The sequence below is a fragment of the Roseimicrobium gellanilyticum genome (assembly GCF_003315205.1).
Classification (GTDB): domain Bacteria; phylum Verrucomicrobiota; class Verrucomicrobiia; order Verrucomicrobiales; family Verrucomicrobiaceae; genus Roseimicrobium; species Roseimicrobium gellanilyticum.
On sequence record NZ_QNRR01000009.1, the window covers coordinates 274,213 to 288,212 of the forward strand.

Annotated in this window: 16 protein-coding genes; 8 read left to right on the top strand and 8 right to left on the bottom strand. The window is 60.3% G+C overall.

Annotation, left to right across the window (positions count from 1 at the left end):
- Positions 1–37: 37 nt before the first annotated feature.
- Genes DES53_RS23120 through creB form a run of 4 tightly spaced genes read left to right on the top strand, consistent with a single transcriptional unit; the run spans position 38 to position 2,962 of the window.
- Entirely contained in the window at positions 38–1,276 is a 1,239-nt protein-coding gene (locus tag DES53_RS23120) for an inner membrane CreD family protein (RefSeq protein WP_113960692.1), read from the top strand.
- Positions 1,277–1,313: 37 nt separating this feature from the next.
- A complete protein-coding gene (locus DES53_RS23125) occupies positions 1,314–1,721 on the top strand; it encodes a hypothetical protein (protein ID WP_113960693.1) in 408 nt (135 codons plus the stop codon).
- A 12-nt stretch (positions 1,722–1,733) separates the two neighbouring features.
- The gene (locus tag DES53_RS23130) at positions 1,734–2,144 is read left to right on the top strand and encodes a hypothetical protein (RefSeq protein ID WP_113960694.1); all 411 of its coding nucleotides are present in this window, start codon (positions 1,734–1,736) and stop codon (positions 2,142–2,144) included.
- A 56-nt stretch (positions 2,145–2,200) separates the two neighbouring features.
- Positions 2,201–2,962 carry a two-component system response regulator CreB gene (gene creB / locus DES53_RS23135; RefSeq protein WP_113960752.1) on the top strand — a complete coding sequence of 254 codons (762 nt, stop codon included), beginning with the start codon at positions 2,201–2,203 and terminating at the stop codon, positions 2,960–2,962.
- On the opposite strand, the gene DES53_RS23140 is transcribed toward creB, so the two are convergent.
- The 7 genes from DES53_RS23140 to rseP form a co-directional block, all read right to left on the bottom strand.
- Positions 2,963–3,700 (bottom strand): hypothetical protein, encoded by a 738-nt coding sequence (locus tag DES53_RS23140; RefSeq protein WP_113960695.1) that lies wholly within the window; start codon positions 3,698–3,700, stop codon positions 2,963–2,965. It lies immediately after the preceding gene.
- Positions 3,697–4,278 (bottom strand): hypothetical protein, encoded by a 582-nt coding sequence (locus tag DES53_RS23145; RefSeq protein ID WP_113960696.1) that lies wholly within the window; start codon positions 4,276–4,278, stop codon positions 3,697–3,699. The genes DES53_RS23140 and DES53_RS23145 overlap by 4 nt, the downstream gene beginning before the upstream one ends.
- Positions 4,279–4,436: 158 nt before the next feature.
- Entirely contained in the window at positions 4,437–5,255 is an 819-nt protein-coding gene (locus tag DES53_RS23150; protein ID WP_113960697.1) for an MBL fold metallo-hydrolase, read from the bottom strand.
- Between the two features lie 32 nt (positions 5,256–5,287).
- Positions 5,288–5,902: a hypothetical protein gene (locus DES53_RS23155; RefSeq protein WP_113960698.1), complete on the bottom strand. Its 615-nt coding sequence runs from the start codon at positions 5,900–5,902 to the stop codon at positions 5,288–5,290.
- Positions 5,903–6,030: 128 nt separating this feature from the next.
- On the bottom strand, positions 6,031–6,609 hold the full coding sequence (locus DES53_RS23160) for a DUF6990 domain-containing protein (RefSeq protein WP_113960699.1): 579 nt from the start codon (positions 6,607–6,609) through the stop codon (positions 6,031–6,033).
- A 14-nt stretch (positions 6,610–6,623) separates the two neighbouring features.
- Positions 6,624–8,432 (bottom strand): (E)-4-hydroxy-3-methylbut-2-enyl-diphosphate synthase, encoded by a 1,809-nt coding sequence (gene ispG, locus DES53_RS23165; RefSeq protein WP_113960700.1) that lies wholly within the window; start codon positions 8,430–8,432, stop codon positions 6,624–6,626.
- Positions 8,433–8,490: 58 nt separating this feature from the next.
- A complete protein-coding gene (gene rseP / locus DES53_RS23170; RefSeq protein ID WP_170157326.1) occupies positions 8,491–9,990 on the bottom strand; it encodes an RIP metalloprotease RseP in 1,500 nt (499 codons plus the stop codon).
- Positions 9,991–10,115: 125 nt separating this feature from the next.
- Here rseP and DES53_RS23175 point away from each other — a divergent pair, with 125 nt between their 5' ends.
- From DES53_RS23175 to DES53_RS23185, 3 genes are all read left to right on the top strand, one after another.
- The gene (locus DES53_RS23175; RefSeq protein ID WP_113960702.1) at positions 10,116–10,319 is read left to right on the top strand and encodes a DUF4177 domain-containing protein; all 204 of its coding nucleotides are present in this window, start codon (positions 10,116–10,118) and stop codon (positions 10,317–10,319) included.
- A gap of 78 nt (positions 10,320–10,397) precedes the next feature.
- Entirely contained in the window at positions 10,398–10,718 is a 321-nt protein-coding gene (locus DES53_RS23180) for a hypothetical protein (protein ID WP_147263567.1), read from the top strand.
- An 89-nt stretch (positions 10,719–10,807) separates the two neighbouring features.
- Positions 10,808–11,032, top strand: coding sequence for a hypothetical protein (locus DES53_RS23185; protein ID WP_170157327.1), 225 nt, complete (start codon positions 10,808–10,810; stop codon positions 11,030–11,032).
- Positions 11,033–11,147: 115 nt separating this feature from the next.
- Here DES53_RS23185 and DES53_RS23190 read toward each other — a convergent pair whose 3' ends face one another.
- The gene (locus DES53_RS23190) at positions 11,148–12,656 is read right to left on the bottom strand and encodes an SLC13 family permease (RefSeq protein ID WP_113960705.1); all 1,509 of its coding nucleotides are present in this window, start codon (positions 12,654–12,656) and stop codon (positions 11,148–11,150) included.
- A gap of 131 nt (positions 12,657–12,787) precedes the next feature.
- Here DES53_RS23190 and DES53_RS23195 point away from each other — a divergent pair, with 131 nt between their 5' ends.
- Entirely contained in the window at positions 12,788–13,972 is a 1,185-nt protein-coding gene (locus DES53_RS23195; RefSeq protein ID WP_113960706.1) for a right-handed parallel beta-helix repeat-containing protein, read from the top strand.
- The last annotated feature ends 28 nt before the right edge of the window (positions 13,973–14,000 follow it).

Below are 14,000 nucleotides of genomic sequence, written 5' to 3' on the forward strand. Positions count from 1 at the left end.
CTTGCTCCTCCCCGTTTCATTCAACCCACCCATCGCCATGACACCGTCACGCCTCGTCAGTATTGTCGTCATCACGGGCGCCGCCACCCTTGCCTGGTTTGTCCTGGGCGCCACGCTGCACCAGCGTTCGCGTGCTTCCGCTTCACGCATGGGGAATGAGGTGCGGCAGGTCTGGGGTCCCGGCCTTGCCCAGCCGCACCTGACGCTGCTGGCGGACAGCACCTCCGGGTCCGGAGATCCCGAAGTCATGCTGCCCACCTCTTCGAAGGTGGAGGCGCGCATTGCGTATTCGCCCAAGAAGCGCGGCCTGCTCTGGCATCGCACCTACGACGTGGAGTTCTCCGCGCGCTATGAAATCACCAACACGGCGGCCAGCGCGCGCAACGTGCGCGTGCAGATGTCCCTGCCCACCAGGAACACCAGCTATGACAACTTCGCCTTCCAGCTCGGTGAAGGCGCTGCCACCGATATCGCACCGCACAATGGCATGGTGGAGACCGTGAAGCTCATTCCTGCCGGCGCTACCTTGCCCCTGACGGTGCGCTACAATGCACGCGGTCTGGATCGCTGGTCCTATACCTTCCCGCAGGGCAGCCGGGTGAAAAACTTCACGCTCACCATGGGAACGAACTTCGATGACGTGAGTTTCCCCGTGGGAGCCACCTCACCCACCAAGCTGGAACCTGTGGCCAAAGGTGAAGGTGTGGATCTCGTGTGGAACTACACCGACACCATCGACGCGCGTGACATCGCGGTGGACATGCCCCGTTTGTTGAATGCAGGGCCGGTGATTGCGCGCATCACCTTCTTTGCACCGGTGTCACTTGTGCTTTTCTTCGGCGTGCTGGTGGTGGTGAGCATGCTGCGGGGGATCCATCTTCATCCCATGACGTATGCCTTTCTCGCGGCCGGGTTCTTCACCTTCCATCTGCTGCTGGCGTATCTGGGGGATCAGATGTCCCTGCATGCGGCATTCCTGATCGCCTCGGTGATTTCACTCGTGATGGTGAGCGGCTACCTGCATGCGGTGGCCGGCAAGTCGATCAGCATGGTCGCCGTGCCGGCGCAGCTCGCGTACATGGTGCTCTTCAGCTACAGCTTCTTCTTCGACGGCATGACAGGTCTCACGCTCACCATCACTGCCGTGGCCACGCTCGCGCTCCTGATGGTTGCGACCGCGAAGGTGAACTGGGAAGAAGTGTTCCGCAGGGGTCGTGAGGCATTGCTGGAAAGAAAGAGCAAGAGCGGCCCCCTGCCGTCTCCAGCAACCACCTGATCGCCCCTCGCGCGCATCCTGCACCCACCCTGCTCCCATGGAACCTGAACAGCTATATCTCATCTTTGGCGCAGTGGCTGCGCTCTGCGCCGCGGTCGTCATCGCAATGGCCGTCTGTGTGGCATTCGTCATGGTGATGATCGGTGTGGTGACCATTTCCATCATCGTGGGATTCTCCACAGGAAAGGTGTTGTCCGGACTGCGCGCCTTGTTGGTGCAGCTGGGTGTACTCGCAGGGGCGCCGGTGGGTGCCGTGGCGGCACTGGTGCTTGCCCAGACCTGGCCTGACCTCTCCCATCATGGTGTGATACTGGCCATGGGCGGCGCTACGGGTGCCTTCGGTGGACTCGTGATGGCGCTGCTGGCGAATCGTGTGGTGCAGATGGCGGCGGATCGCTTTCCGAAGCTGCGCCTGCCTCGCACGACCTTGATTCCTTCATCTTAAGCCCATGGGTATATGAAATGGATTGTAGTGTTGCTGGTCCTCACGGCGGGGATGTTTGGGATCGCCCACATGTACTTGAAACGCGACGTCGCCCATGTGTCGCAGGCACGAAGCTTCGAGTACCCGGTGCTGGGCCTGGTGCTACCGGAGGGCGGTTCCCCAATGTTCGAGCCTGTGGCCCAGAACCTCGAGGTGCTCCAGCAGGCGGCGCATCTCCAGATCCTTCGCAAGCATGGCTGCAAACGCGTCACCCACCTCGTGTTGCACCTGGACTGCCACTACTACTTCGCAGACAATGCCATGGTCTACGTGACCACCTGGGCCAGTCCCGGCAGACCACCCCGGCTTGTCGAGACCCGTTCGTGGGCCGGTCCCCCCGCCGAGTTTGACGGTTATCACACGGAACTCTTGCCCGAAGCGTGACTTCGATCATCAATGCAATGACACTGCTTCCCCTCATACCCACGCCTTCCGCCGCCATGCTGCCCCCGGTCCGCCCACGCATTTTGATCGTTGAGGACGAGCCGTCCATCGCGGACAACATCGTGTACTCATTGGAGTCAGAGGGTTTCGCTCCTTGCGCCTGCAGCACCGGAGCCGAGGCGATCGCACGTCTGGAGGCCGAGGACTTCGCCCTGGCTGTCCTGGATGTTGGCCTGCCGGATACGACGGGCTTCGAGCTCTGTCGTGAGCTTCGGCTCATCAAGGATGTGCCGGTGATCTTTCTCACGGCACGCTCTTCAGAGCTGGACCGCGTAGTGGGTTTGGAAATTGGAGGCGATGATTACATCTGCAAACCTTTCAGCCCTCGCGAACTCACCGCACGTGTGCGTGCCGTGCTGCGTCGGGCGGACCACCGGCCCAAAGGCGCGCCTGTTGCTGCCGCCGCTTCCTCTTCGACGGAATCTTCGCCCGCCGTCGCTGCAGCACCTCCTGAGGAAAGTGCCACCCCGGTATCGGTGGACGAAACCCGCTGCCAGATCCGCTACTTTGGCGAGGTGCTGCCTCTTTCCCGCTACGAGTACCGGCTGCTGCAAACCTTTGCCAAACATCCCGGCCGCGTCTTCAGCCGGGCTCAGCTCATGGAGCATGCCAGCGACGAACCCGAAGCCGCCATGGAACGCACCGTAGACGCCCACGTGAAATCCCTGCGCGCCAAGATGAAGACCGTGCGCAACGAGGTAGAGCCCATCGTCACGCACCGCGGACTGGGGTACTCCCTGGCGGAGAAGTGGGTGTAGTCAGGGAGAGGTGGATGCGCTTACGGGCGCGGGAGCAAAAGGGTCTGAGCCAGCTGGAGCCGGGGCCATACCGCCCACGGCCGGGTCGAAAGGATCTGCTGGTGCCGGAGCGAACGGATCTCCCACTGGCGGGCCTGCAGCAAGCAGGTCTTCTTCGAATAGATTTTCCAGGTCCATGACCACTCCATCGTCGAGGGCCTCCAATACCAACTGTTCGGCAGCAGTGTAAGGAACAGGGTCCAAAGGCGGGGTCCACGTGACCGTCTCTAGCCACCGCTTGTGCAGCCACTCTTTCTGCCGATCCTGAGCCCATTTCTCCAGTCGATCCGGCAGCCACTCCAGTTCATGAACCTTACCGTACGCGTAGCTTGAATCGCGCAAATTTACTCCAATACGGGAGGGTGTGCTCAAGGGACGGTTGGTCACGAAACGTATACTCGTGCCTGGAGCCAGCGTCTGTGGCCCGAGACCAAATCCACAGCGGTATCCTGAAAGCTCCTTCCATTCGCCGCCTTCCCAGTACAGATCCACAAAACGAGGGTCAGTGGGCTCATATCCCATGTAGTGCAGCTCGTGGGTGGTGTGATTGGTAAGCTCAAGTTCATACCAGTCCACGCCGTCCCTGATCACAGTTCCGACTACACGCAGCTCTGCTTTGGGAGACACATCCGGCATCACGAGGGACAAAGCCGTAGCCAGGCTGCAGAGCAGAACACCACCGACGATCCACTTCTTCACGGCATGCCTCCCATGCCTGATTTCTCCGTGACCTGCGTCGTGAGCATGGTCGTCACCGGCGGCAGCGGTTCCAGCTTCTCGCTCCACACCATGCGCTTTTTGGTCCGCTCATCCAGGCGTCCATTCTGCCATGCCACCACACTCTCACGAATGGAAAAGGGCAGCCAATCGAATTGAAACACGCGTCCGCGCTGGTAGCTCGGCGGCAGCAGCAGGAGGCCCACGCGCGAAGGCGCGTCCCTGACGCTGACCTCAAACCGCTGACTGCTGTGCGCGGCGAGCCGTTGCGGAGCCGCACCCATGCCGCACCAGCCCATCATGGCGTCCTTCCATTCGCCCGAGGCAGCCTCATAGCTCTCCATCTGGTACATGGGATTCTCCGCACCGTAGCCCCAGTACTCCAGATCCCGGGAGCCGGGGTTCACCACTTCCAGCAGGTAGTTCTGCTCGGCATCGTGGGAGACAATCTGCACCACACGGATTTCCGGACGAGGGCCGGTGTCGATGTCCGCCATGCCAATGGCGATCACTGCAGCGACCAAACCACAGGACATCAGGAGCCAGAGGAAGCGCTTCATGGCATTGGCGATGCATAATCCTCCCCAGAAACGCCTTCGACTGTCAAGCCTTGAATGCTCGCAGCGGTCTGCTATCTTCAGCTTGCCGCATTCACTCTGGTCACGAAACGATAGTTCGGTTGGCCGATTTTAACGAGATTGGGCCGGCGCGCTGTTATTCAACGCGCGCTAAACTGCTCTTCATCCTGCCAGCGCAGCTTCAGCCCATCATAGGCGATGCGCACACCGTCGGGCAGCTTGGCCTCTTCGCGCGCGTGCATGATTTCGCACTGGATGTGGGTAAACCATGTTTCACGGGGCTGGAGAATATCCCGCAGCGCCAGCGCCTCGGCGAAGTTCATGTGCGTGGGGTGGGGCGTGTGGCGCAGGGCGTCGCAGACGAGGGTCTCCACACCACGGATGAGCTCCATCGTGGCGGGGGGTACCACCTTGCAGTCGCTCATGTACGCGCACAGTTTCTTTCCACCGCGCACGAACATGAAGCCGATGGTCTCGTGCTTCCCATGCTCCACAGGCAGCGGAACGATCTCGGTCTCACCCAATGCAAAGTTTCCCTCGATGGGCTTTGCTTCCGCTTTCAGGTAGCCGCGCCAGCGGTTCTCGCGCAGGAAGCTGAAGTAGAAGATGCGGTTCAGTGCATCGAGGCATGAGGGCATGGCATACACCGGCATCACGGCATCTTCACCAATGGTGAAGCGCCGCAGATCATCGAAGCCCGTGAGGTGATCCATGTGCGGGTGTGAGATGAGCACGGCATCCACGCGCCGGATGTTCTCCCGCAGGCACTGCGTGCGGAAGTCCGGGCCGGTATCCACAATCCACGAGCACTCGGGCGTCTCCAGGTAGATGGAAGAACGCAGCCGCTTGTCCTTCGGGTCACCGCTGCGGCAGGTGTCGCAATCGCAGCCAATCATCGGCACGCCCACGGAGGTCGCCGTGCCGAGGAAGGTCAGTTGCAGTCCCGTGTGTCCGCTCATGAAAAGTGCTACGAGCGCAAGCTAGCGCGGGCTCACGTTTTGTCGCCTGCTTGTTGGCTGGATTGTTTCAGGGCTGCGCTGACAGGCGGGCCGTCCGGCACCGCCGGTGGTGTGGTGTTCTTGTCGGGATTGTGCACCACGATCTTAAAGCTGGTCACCATGAGAATCAGAAAGAGACCGGACCAGATCACCCACATGGGAAGCGTGCCCGCGATCATGAGACCAGCTTGGGAAAAGATGCCGACCAGCTCCCAAAGCCGAAGCAGCAAAAAGGAGCCACTGGAGAGCATCAGGAAAAGAGCCATGAATTTCACCGCATGGCGCAGGTACAACTGAGCTCCTGCGAGGAACATCGCCACGCCGACGACTGCAATGAAAGGAGACTCTGCTCCGAGACCGCTCAAGGTCACTGCGACCCCCGCGATCAAGGCCAGAACGCAGACGGTTTTCAACCTGCCTTCTTGATTGATGGCCTCCTGATCGTGAGCCGTGCGCATGCTGGCCACCTTTCGCGCGTCTCCAAGCCGGGCATTCATCTCCTCGGCCGCCATCAGCTCCCCGGTGACACGATGCTTCCGGCAGTGGGAGCAATAGTCCCCTGCGAACAGGACCCTGTTCTTGCAATGCGGACAGCGTTCGACCTTCATCGACTCTCTCTCATGCTCCGCTATGTGAGGCTGTCAACCAAGGGAAGATTGCAGCAGCGTGGCTGGTACGAGCTTCCGGAGTTCACGCCCACCCGAGCGCTCGTCAAGGTAGGCCGGGTGGGCGGGACTCAGCGCAGGGCGGCAATGTCCACGGCTCGTTCCATCACCTCCGATGAGATCATGGTGGCAAAATTGAGCCGCTTCCCCTTCGCGAAGGCGTCCTGATAATCCAGGAGCTTGCTGAGGTCTCCCTTGTAAGCCAGCGCTGCAAGATGTGCCAGTTGCCGGGTACCAGGCGAATCCGGCCGGTGATGGATGAAGTGCTCGAGCTTCGAGTTCCAATCAAAACTCTCCACGCGCTTTTCCGACTCAGACAGTTGTTTGCTTAGTATGTCCTCGAACTGAATCAACGCGCGATCCGCCAATGCCTCAAGGACCCAGACCTCCAACGGGAATTCATGCCCCTGCGGTTCATTCATCAAGGCGTTGATGAGGGCACTGAAATCCGGTCTGCTGAGGGTTGCATGGGCAGTAATGGCAATGCCTTCCGGCAAGTCGAGGAATTGCACGCGCATGCCGAGGCGCAAAGGCGGCATGTCTTTGATGAGCCTGTCCTCGTCATGAGGACCCGTCGCATACTCCAGCTGCCAGCCCTTGGAAAAACCCGCCAGACGCAAACGTTCGACGGATACACCAGCGAAAGACATGGCATCCCAGGGTGTTACACCGCTTCCGCCACCTGCGCGGGTGCATCCACCCAACGGCCGTGTTCCTTGATGAGATCCTTGAGTCGCTCCACGGCTTCGGCTTGTGGGATGTTGAACTTCACCGCGGTCTTGCCCACGTAGAGGTTGATCTTGCCCGGAGCACCGCCCACGTAGCCAAAGTCGGCATCGGCCATTTCACCGGGGCCATTCACAATGCAGCCCATCACGGCGATGCGCACACCTTTGAGATGGCCGGTGGCCGCGCGGATTTCTTGCGTGGTGGTCTGCAGGTTGAAGAGCGTGCGGCCGCAGCTCGGGCAGGCCACATAGTCTGTCTTGAAGATACGTGTGCCCGCCGCCTGGAGAATGTTGTAGCTCAGGCGCAGGGACTGGCCCGGAGCTTCTTCGCCCTGCACGATCACCGCATCGCCAATGCCATCGCACAGCAGCGAGCCAATGTTTGTCGCGGCCTTGAGCATCGTCGGGAGGAAATCCGCACCGGGTTGCGTCGCGGGTTCCAACGTGTCCTTCAGCAGGATCGGTGAAGTGCGACCGAGTTGCTTCAGACGTGCGGCAAGCAGACGGTAGGAAGGGATCACGGGAAGGTCGAGACCATCCTGCACCGTCACGATTTCAGAATCCTTGAGGCCGTCGAATTGGCTTTCATCACGGGGATCCACCGCCACCACGGCGCTGTCTTCCAGCACCACTTCGGGCTTGTAGTCGCCGAGCTTGTCCATCTTGTGTGCCACGGCATCCCATTTGGTGCGGCTGGTGAAAACGGCGACGGTTTCATGCCCGCCGATCTTCACTTCGTTCTCCTTCACCACGGTCGCTTCACGACGCTCATAGTCGAAGGGATCATAACTCACCGCCGGCGCTTTCTCCACGCGCGGGAAGCGTGCAGGCACGCCATCGTTGTACGGCTTCACCAAAGCTTGCGCCACGGGGATCTCATACACGGCATCTTCCGTGAGGCTCACGCGCACGGTATCGCCGATGCCATCTGCCAGCAGCGAGCCGATGCCGATGGCGCTCTTGATACGACCATCTTCACCATCACCAGCCTCGGTCACGCCGAGGTGGATGGGGTAGTTCCAATCACCACCCAGGGCATTGAGATGCGCCACCAGCAGACGGTAGGCCTCGATCATCACCTTGGGATTGCTTGCCTTCATCGAGAAGACGAAGTTGTGAAAACCCTCGCGGCGCGCGATGCGGGCAAACTCCAGCGCGCTCTCCACCATACCCAGCGGCGAGTCGCCGTAGCGGTTCATGATGCGGTCGCTCAGTGAGCCGTGGTTCGTGCCGATGCGCATGGCACGCTGCTTCTCAATGCAGAGGCGCACGAGCGGTACGAACTCCTCCTCGATGCTCGCGACCTCGGCGGCATACTCTTCATCCGTGTACTCGCGGACCGCGAACTTCTTCTTGTCCACGTAGTTACCGGGGTTCACGCGTACCTTTTCCACCCACTTCGCCGCTTCCATGGCGGCATCCGGCTTGAAGTGGATGTCCGCCACCAGGGGAATGTCGCAGCCTGCCGCGCGCACGCCGGCGGCAATGTGCTCCAGGTTCTCCGCGATCTGCCGTGTCTGCGCGGTGATGCGTGCGATCTCGCAACCAGCCGCCGCGAGATCCAGCACCTGCTTCACGCTTGCTTCCGTGTCGCGCGTGTCGCTGGTGATCATCGACTGCACGCGGATCGGGTTCTTGCCGCCAATGCCCACCTTGCCCACCATCACCTCACGCGTTTCACGGCGCTGGTAGTGATACAGGTCGGGGCAGTAGCTGAGCAGGGGCTGCGCGGAGCGGTCGGACATGAGCAGGGAAAGCGAACTTCGGGCGGGAGGGTGAAACGAAAGGGAGGGGCGGGCGGTGTTATTGAGCGGCGCGCTTCTCCGGAGCGAGGAACTTGGAAGGCACGCGCTGAACCTCAGCACCCTTGCGGCCCACGCCAATCACATCACCGGTATCCTTGAAGCTGATGAAGATCATGAAGCCGAAGAGCAGGATGACGCACGCGGTCTGCACCACTTCCAGGATGCGGAGATTGATCGACTTGCGACGGACCCATTCATAGATGGCCATCACGATGTGGCCACCGTCCAGCACGGGGAAGGGGAGCATGTTCAGCAGCGCGAGGTTCACATTCAGCACCACGCTGAACCACAGCACGCGCTCCCAGCCATTCGGGTCCTGGAGCAGGTTGTAGTACACATTGGCGATGCCGATGAAGCCGCTCAGGTGACTGGCGCCGATGTCGGAGTTGGAGGTGGGGGAGAGCTTGCGAAGGGTGTCGTAGATGGTGCGGCCGGCATCCTTGAGCTGGCCGATCGGGCCCGGGTAACGCTTCTTCTCCGAGCCGCCGATGTCCCAACCCGCGCCGAGAGTGGCGATGGCCTCGTCTTTGATATCAAACGCCTTGTCCCGCTGGTCGGGCAACCGTGTGGTGATGGTGAGGGGGACCGTCTTGCCGTCGCGCTCCACTTCCACGTTCATGGGCTTGCCCACGTTCTCTTCCAGAATGTCCGAGAGGACGCCTGTGCTCAGCACAGGCTGGCCGTTGATCTTGCGGAGGATGTCATCCTTCTGCATGCCGCCCTCTTGGGCCGGGGTATGAGCGCCATCCGCGGCGAAGTCCATCACCTTCAGGGTCATCACCGGACCAATGCCCACCTGACGGAAAGCAGGGCGGGTGAAGAGACCCGTCCACCAGGAGGTCTTGCCTTCCTGCTTCGGCTTCTCGGACTTCACGGGAACGACCACTTCACCCACGCCGGGGCGGTTCACCTTGAACTCAATCACATCCTTCTCGCTGGAGACCACATACCAGGTCACGCTCTCCACCAGGCCGCGGAAACCGCGCACCTTGTTGCCGTCCACGGTGATGATCTCATCGCCAACCTTCAGGCCATCGCGTTCCGCCGGGGAGCCTTTGGCCACGTAGCCGATGCGCTTCTCTGTGTCGATCTCGCGCTCGGTGAGGCCGACCTGCCAGACCACCACGGCGAAAAATACTGCCAGCAGGAAGCTGAAAAGGGGGCCGGCGAAGGCCACGATGATCTTGTCCAGCGGGGTGATGGGCGGCAGCGACTCGCGACCTTCCTCGTTCTTGCCCTCGATGGCATCCATGGGCGCCATCTGGGGGAGCGCTACGAAGCCTCCCATGGGGATGCTGCCGAGGCCGTACTCCACGCCATTGATCTTCTTCTTCCAGATGGCCTTGCCAAACCAGACGTAGAACTTCTCCACCTTCAGCCCGCGCCAGCGCGCGGCGAGGAAGTGACCCCACTCGTGCACGACGATCATGAGGTTGAAGACAAGCAGGACCAGGAAAATCAGACCGGCGACCCGGAGCACGTTGAGGAGGAGATCCATAAGGGGGTTAAATTCTAGCATTACGCGCCTTGCAGCGCAAACGGGCGGGGTTTGACCAGTCAGACCCCGATTTTGCTCAACACAAGACGCCTTGTCTTTCGTGCCATTTCCCTCACATTCTGGCCATGACACGCTGGGAGTACAAGACCATCAAGCTCGCCGCCACTGGGTTTCTGGGGGGCGTACTCGATACCGCCTCGTTTGAGAATGTGCTCAACGGCCTCGGACGCGATGGCTGGGAGCTGGTTTCCGCCTTCGACACCAACCAGTCTGGCGGCGTGACCCGGGATGTGGTGGCAGTGTTCAAACGACCGGTGGCGGAGCGCTGAAAGTGGATCGGTTGGTTCACTTGGGGGAGTGACCTCCGCATTCCAATGCTCGTCCGGTTCCTTCTCCTCCCATTGCCCGTGGCTCTCCTGCTGCTCTGGTTGCAGTGGGAGCGCTATTTTAACTTCGATCTTGTGGGACTGCTGGTGGCAGCGCCCGCCTATGTGATTGTTGAGGACGTGTTCCCGTTCACGCTTTTCCAGCAGGACGGTTTGGATGTCCTTGGCCTGGCTTTGCTGGGATGGTCGTCACTGGTGCTGGCACCGTGGTGGTATCCGGGGAACGGACAGAAAGCTCTGCGGAACAAGCTCATGCTCATCCTCCTGCCGTTGTCTTTTGTTCTCCAGATGGGGACGTTGGCCTGGAAAATTTGGAAGTGTCTGACCGACTTCTGCTGCTAAACGCGGCCCCTTTAGCGCTCCCTAGGTGATCGCCCCTAGATTTTGGCCCCCGCGTTGCGTGGTCGGCGCGCGAAATGCAAATTGCCATCTTGGAGCTCAACAATAAGAACTGGGACGACTTCGTTCATGTACGCTGGCGCGTGCAGTTCCTGCGCCATATGCTGCAGATGCACCAAACGTCTCCCAAACGGGGCACAGCGGCGTGGGCCCACGAGGAGGAGGACTATGTCCAGCGTCTGGAGGAGGCCGAGATGAAGCTCATTCTCTTCCCAGCAGAGTGGCATGCCCTGCCGGATTCAAACATACCCAGCTAGGTGCGGGAGGCGTGGCATGCCCGTCTAGGGCGGTTTAGACAAAGTCGTGGCCTTGGATCAGGGGTGACTTGCCGCACCCCAAGACGAAATTGGCTACACTGTAACTTAAACCGCTCTAGACTTTGAATACCCAGCGTCCCACCGTCCACATCATGATGGGGATGAGGAGCACGAAGAGCAGGTCCACCCAGATGCCCGCCTTCACCATGCGGGGCAGGCTCACGAGTCCGGAACCGTAGGCGATGGCATTCGGTGGCGTGCCCACGGGCAGGGCGAAGTCCGCGCTGGCAGCGATGGCTACAGGCACACAGAGGAGGATGGCAGGCTGATTCACCGCGGCTGCCAGGCCGCTGATGACGGGGAGGAACGCGGCGGTGGTTGCTGTGTTGCTGGTCAGTGCCGTGGCCACGACCATGACTGCGGTCACCAGGAAAACGATGGCCACCGGAGGCCAGTCAGACAGGCCCTGCATGGCGGTTGCCATGGCGTCCACCAGTTTGGTCTTCTTGAAGGCGGCGGCTAGGCTCAAGCCACCACCGAAGAGGATCAGCACGTCCCAGGGCAACTTTTTCATGGAAGCCCAGTCCATGACAAAGATACCCTTTTTCATGTCGAGTGGCACAAAGAACAACAGGGTAGCCGCACCCATGGCAATCACCTCGTCCGTGACGATCTTGCCGATGGCTGTTCCCTTCCACAGTTCTCGCGAAATCCAGAGCACAATCGCCAGAGAAAAGGCTCCGGCCACCGCCCATTCGCCCTTGCTCATCCTGCCGAGTTTTGTGCGCTCCTGATGGAGAGCGTTACGCAGGCCGGGGACCTCATCATTGGGCACCTTGAAGCTGAGTCGGGTGAGAATGAGATACACCAGGGGCAGGGATACCAGAATCAGAGGAACTCCCAGCAGCATCCACTGGCCAAATCCCACCGTGATTTTGTGCTGATCATGCATGTGCCCCGCCAGCAACGCATTGGGCGGTGTGCCGATGAGAGTGCCAAGGCCACCGATGTTTGCGCCATACGCAATCGAAAGCACGAGCGCGGCGCCGAATTCCTTTGCTCCCAAGGTGGCGCCGCCACCTTCTTTGAGGAGGCCGTACACCGAGATGCCGATGGGCAGGAGCATCATGGCCGTGGCGGAGTTGCTGGCCCACATGCTGATGAACGTTCCCGCACAGAGGAAACCCATGATCAGCGCACGGGGCTTGGTGCCCACCGCATCGATGATGGTGAGCGCGATGCGCCGGTGCAGGCTCCATCGTTCCATGGCGAGCGCGAGGATGAAGCCACCCATGAAGAGGAAGATGATGCGGTCCGCATAAGGTGCCGCGGACTCGTCCACCGGGGAAACGCCTAGAATGGGTAGCAGCACCAGAGGCAGCAACGCAGTGGCGGGAATAGGCACGGCCTCCGTCACCCACAGCACCGCCATGGTGATGGCCAGCAACGCGACTTTGGACGCGGGAGCTGGAAGCCCGAACATCGGCGGAGCGACCAGCGTGAAGAGCAACAGTGCCAGCCCGAGGAACAGGCCAATCTTCTGCCGCAAACCATAGCCACCCTCGAGGAGGTTGCCCTCTTCATCCACCAGCTGATCTGGACGCGCATCGTCGTTCATGCTCATGGGGCACGACGCTATGGGGAAAATGCAAACGGACACAAGTGACAAATGCACAGAGAGGGAAAGTCGTGTGCCCGGAATCCAGCGTGAGATTTATCCTGAATTCCTGCTTTCCGCGCCGTTGTCTAAAGCTCATGCCCTGTCCTCTTTCCTTTCCCCTGCGTTCATTTTTCATCCTCGGAGCTTTGCTTCTGGTGGGAGCAGCACTTCCGGCACAGGAATCCAAGACGCCTGCACTCGACATTCAGAAGTTCGTGAATGAGGCCATCGCTGCTGGGAAAGGCGAAGTGATCATCCCCCCGGGTACGTGGGTGCTGGAGAAGGGACTCTTCCTCAAGGACGCGAAGAACGTCACCATCGCCGGACTGGACCGGGAAGCGTGCATCTTGAAGCTGCCTCCGGTGGCGTATGCGGAGTGCACACAGGACACGGCGGCAGGCGGCACGGAGATCCCAGTCACGCGATTGCAGAACATGAAGCCGGGTGTGCGACTCCGCATCGAAGCGCCCGGGGCAGTGGATTCCTTCACGAAGAAGCCCACGAACTATCACCTCGCGAAGGTGAAGGCCGTGGCGAAGGACACACTGCTGCTCGAAGAACCGCTGAAGTATGCCGTGCCGGCGAAGACCACCATTCGTGATGCGGATGCGGCGAATGTGTTCGAGATCCGCGGTGCGACTGAGAATGTCACCATTCGCAATCTCACCATCGATGGTGGACGTGCGGCGAATGATCCTGTCATCCACGGCCACGCGGAACTCACCGGGGTGCATGTGGCGGGACCGTACACCTATGAGAAGGGCCCCACCGGCCCGCGCATCAAGGGAGTCACCATCGACAATTGCATCATTCAAAACTGCTTCGGCCGTGGTGTATCATTCTATAGTGTGGAGAACAGCAGTATCACCCGCTGCACTTTCATGGACATCAGTGATGAGGCGATCAACTTCGATCACTTCTCTGAGAACTGCGTGGCGAAGCACAACCACATCGCCCGTGCGCGCATTGGCTTCGAGTTGAATGACGCCATCGCCTGCATCGTGGAAGCGAATGAAGTGCGTGATTGCGGCATTGGCGTGAACCTCTGGCGCTGGTGCAAACAAGAGAATGGTATCAATGAGAAGAACAAGATCCTGAACAATCTCTTCACCGGCATGGAGGGGAATGCCGTTCAGTTTGGCAAGAACACCAAGGATAATGAAGTGAAGGGAAACGAAATCGTGAACTCCGGGAAGAACGGCATCTCACTGAATGGCACCGCGCAGAAGGCGGAGGGAAATCAGATCAGCGGGACGAAGGGGAAGGCGGTGGTGGAGTAGGAGCTGGAAAAATTTGCCAAGCCACTCC

Excerpts from the sequence above, each read along its gene's own strand:
- ispG (WP_113960700.1), bottom strand. The coding sequence starts at position 8,432 with ATGTCCGACCGCTCCGCGCAGCCCCTGCTCAGCTACTGCCCCGACCTG.
- DES53_RS23125 (WP_113960693.1), top strand. The coding sequence starts at position 1,314 with ATGGAACCTGAACAGCTATATCTCATCTTTGGCGCAGTGGCTGCGCTC.
- DES53_RS23120 (WP_113960692.1), top strand. The coding sequence starts at position 38 with ATGACACCGTCACGCCTCGTCAGTATTGTCGTCATCACGGGCGCCGCC.
- DES53_RS23195 (WP_113960706.1), top strand. The coding sequence starts at position 12,788 with ATGCCCTGTCCTCTTTCCTTTCCCCTGCGTTCATTTTTCATCCTCGGA.
- DES53_RS23160 (WP_113960699.1), bottom strand. The coding sequence starts at position 6,609 with ATGTCTTTCGCTGGTGTATCCGTCGAACGTTTGCGTCTGGCGGGTTTT.
- DES53_RS23150 (WP_113960697.1), bottom strand. The coding sequence starts at position 5,255 with ATGAGCGGACACACGGGACTGCAACTGACCTTCCTCGGCACGGCGACC.
- DES53_RS23190 (WP_113960705.1), bottom strand. The coding sequence starts at position 12,656 with ATGAGCATGAACGACGATGCGCGTCCAGATCAGCTGGTGGATGAAGAG.
- DES53_RS23145 (WP_113960696.1), bottom strand. The coding sequence starts at position 4,278 with ATGAAGCGCTTCCTCTGGCTCCTGATGTCCTGTGGTTTGGTCGCTGCA.
- DES53_RS23175 (WP_113960702.1), top strand. The coding sequence starts at position 10,116 with ATGACACGCTGGGAGTACAAGACCATCAAGCTCGCCGCCACTGGGTTT.
- creB (WP_113960752.1), top strand. The coding sequence starts at position 2,201 with ATGCTGCCCCCGGTCCGCCCACGCATTTTGATCGTTGAGGACGAGCCG.
- DES53_RS23130 (WP_113960694.1), top strand. The coding sequence starts at position 1,734 with ATGAAATGGATTGTAGTGTTGCTGGTCCTCACGGCGGGGATGTTTGGG.
- DES53_RS23155 (WP_113960698.1), bottom strand. The coding sequence starts at position 5,902 with ATGAAGGTCGAACGCTGTCCGCATTGCAAGAACAGGGTCCTGTTCGCA.
- rseP (WP_170157326.1), bottom strand. The coding sequence starts at position 9,990 with ATGGATCTCCTCCTCAACGTGCTCCGGGTCGCCGGTCTGATTTTCCTG.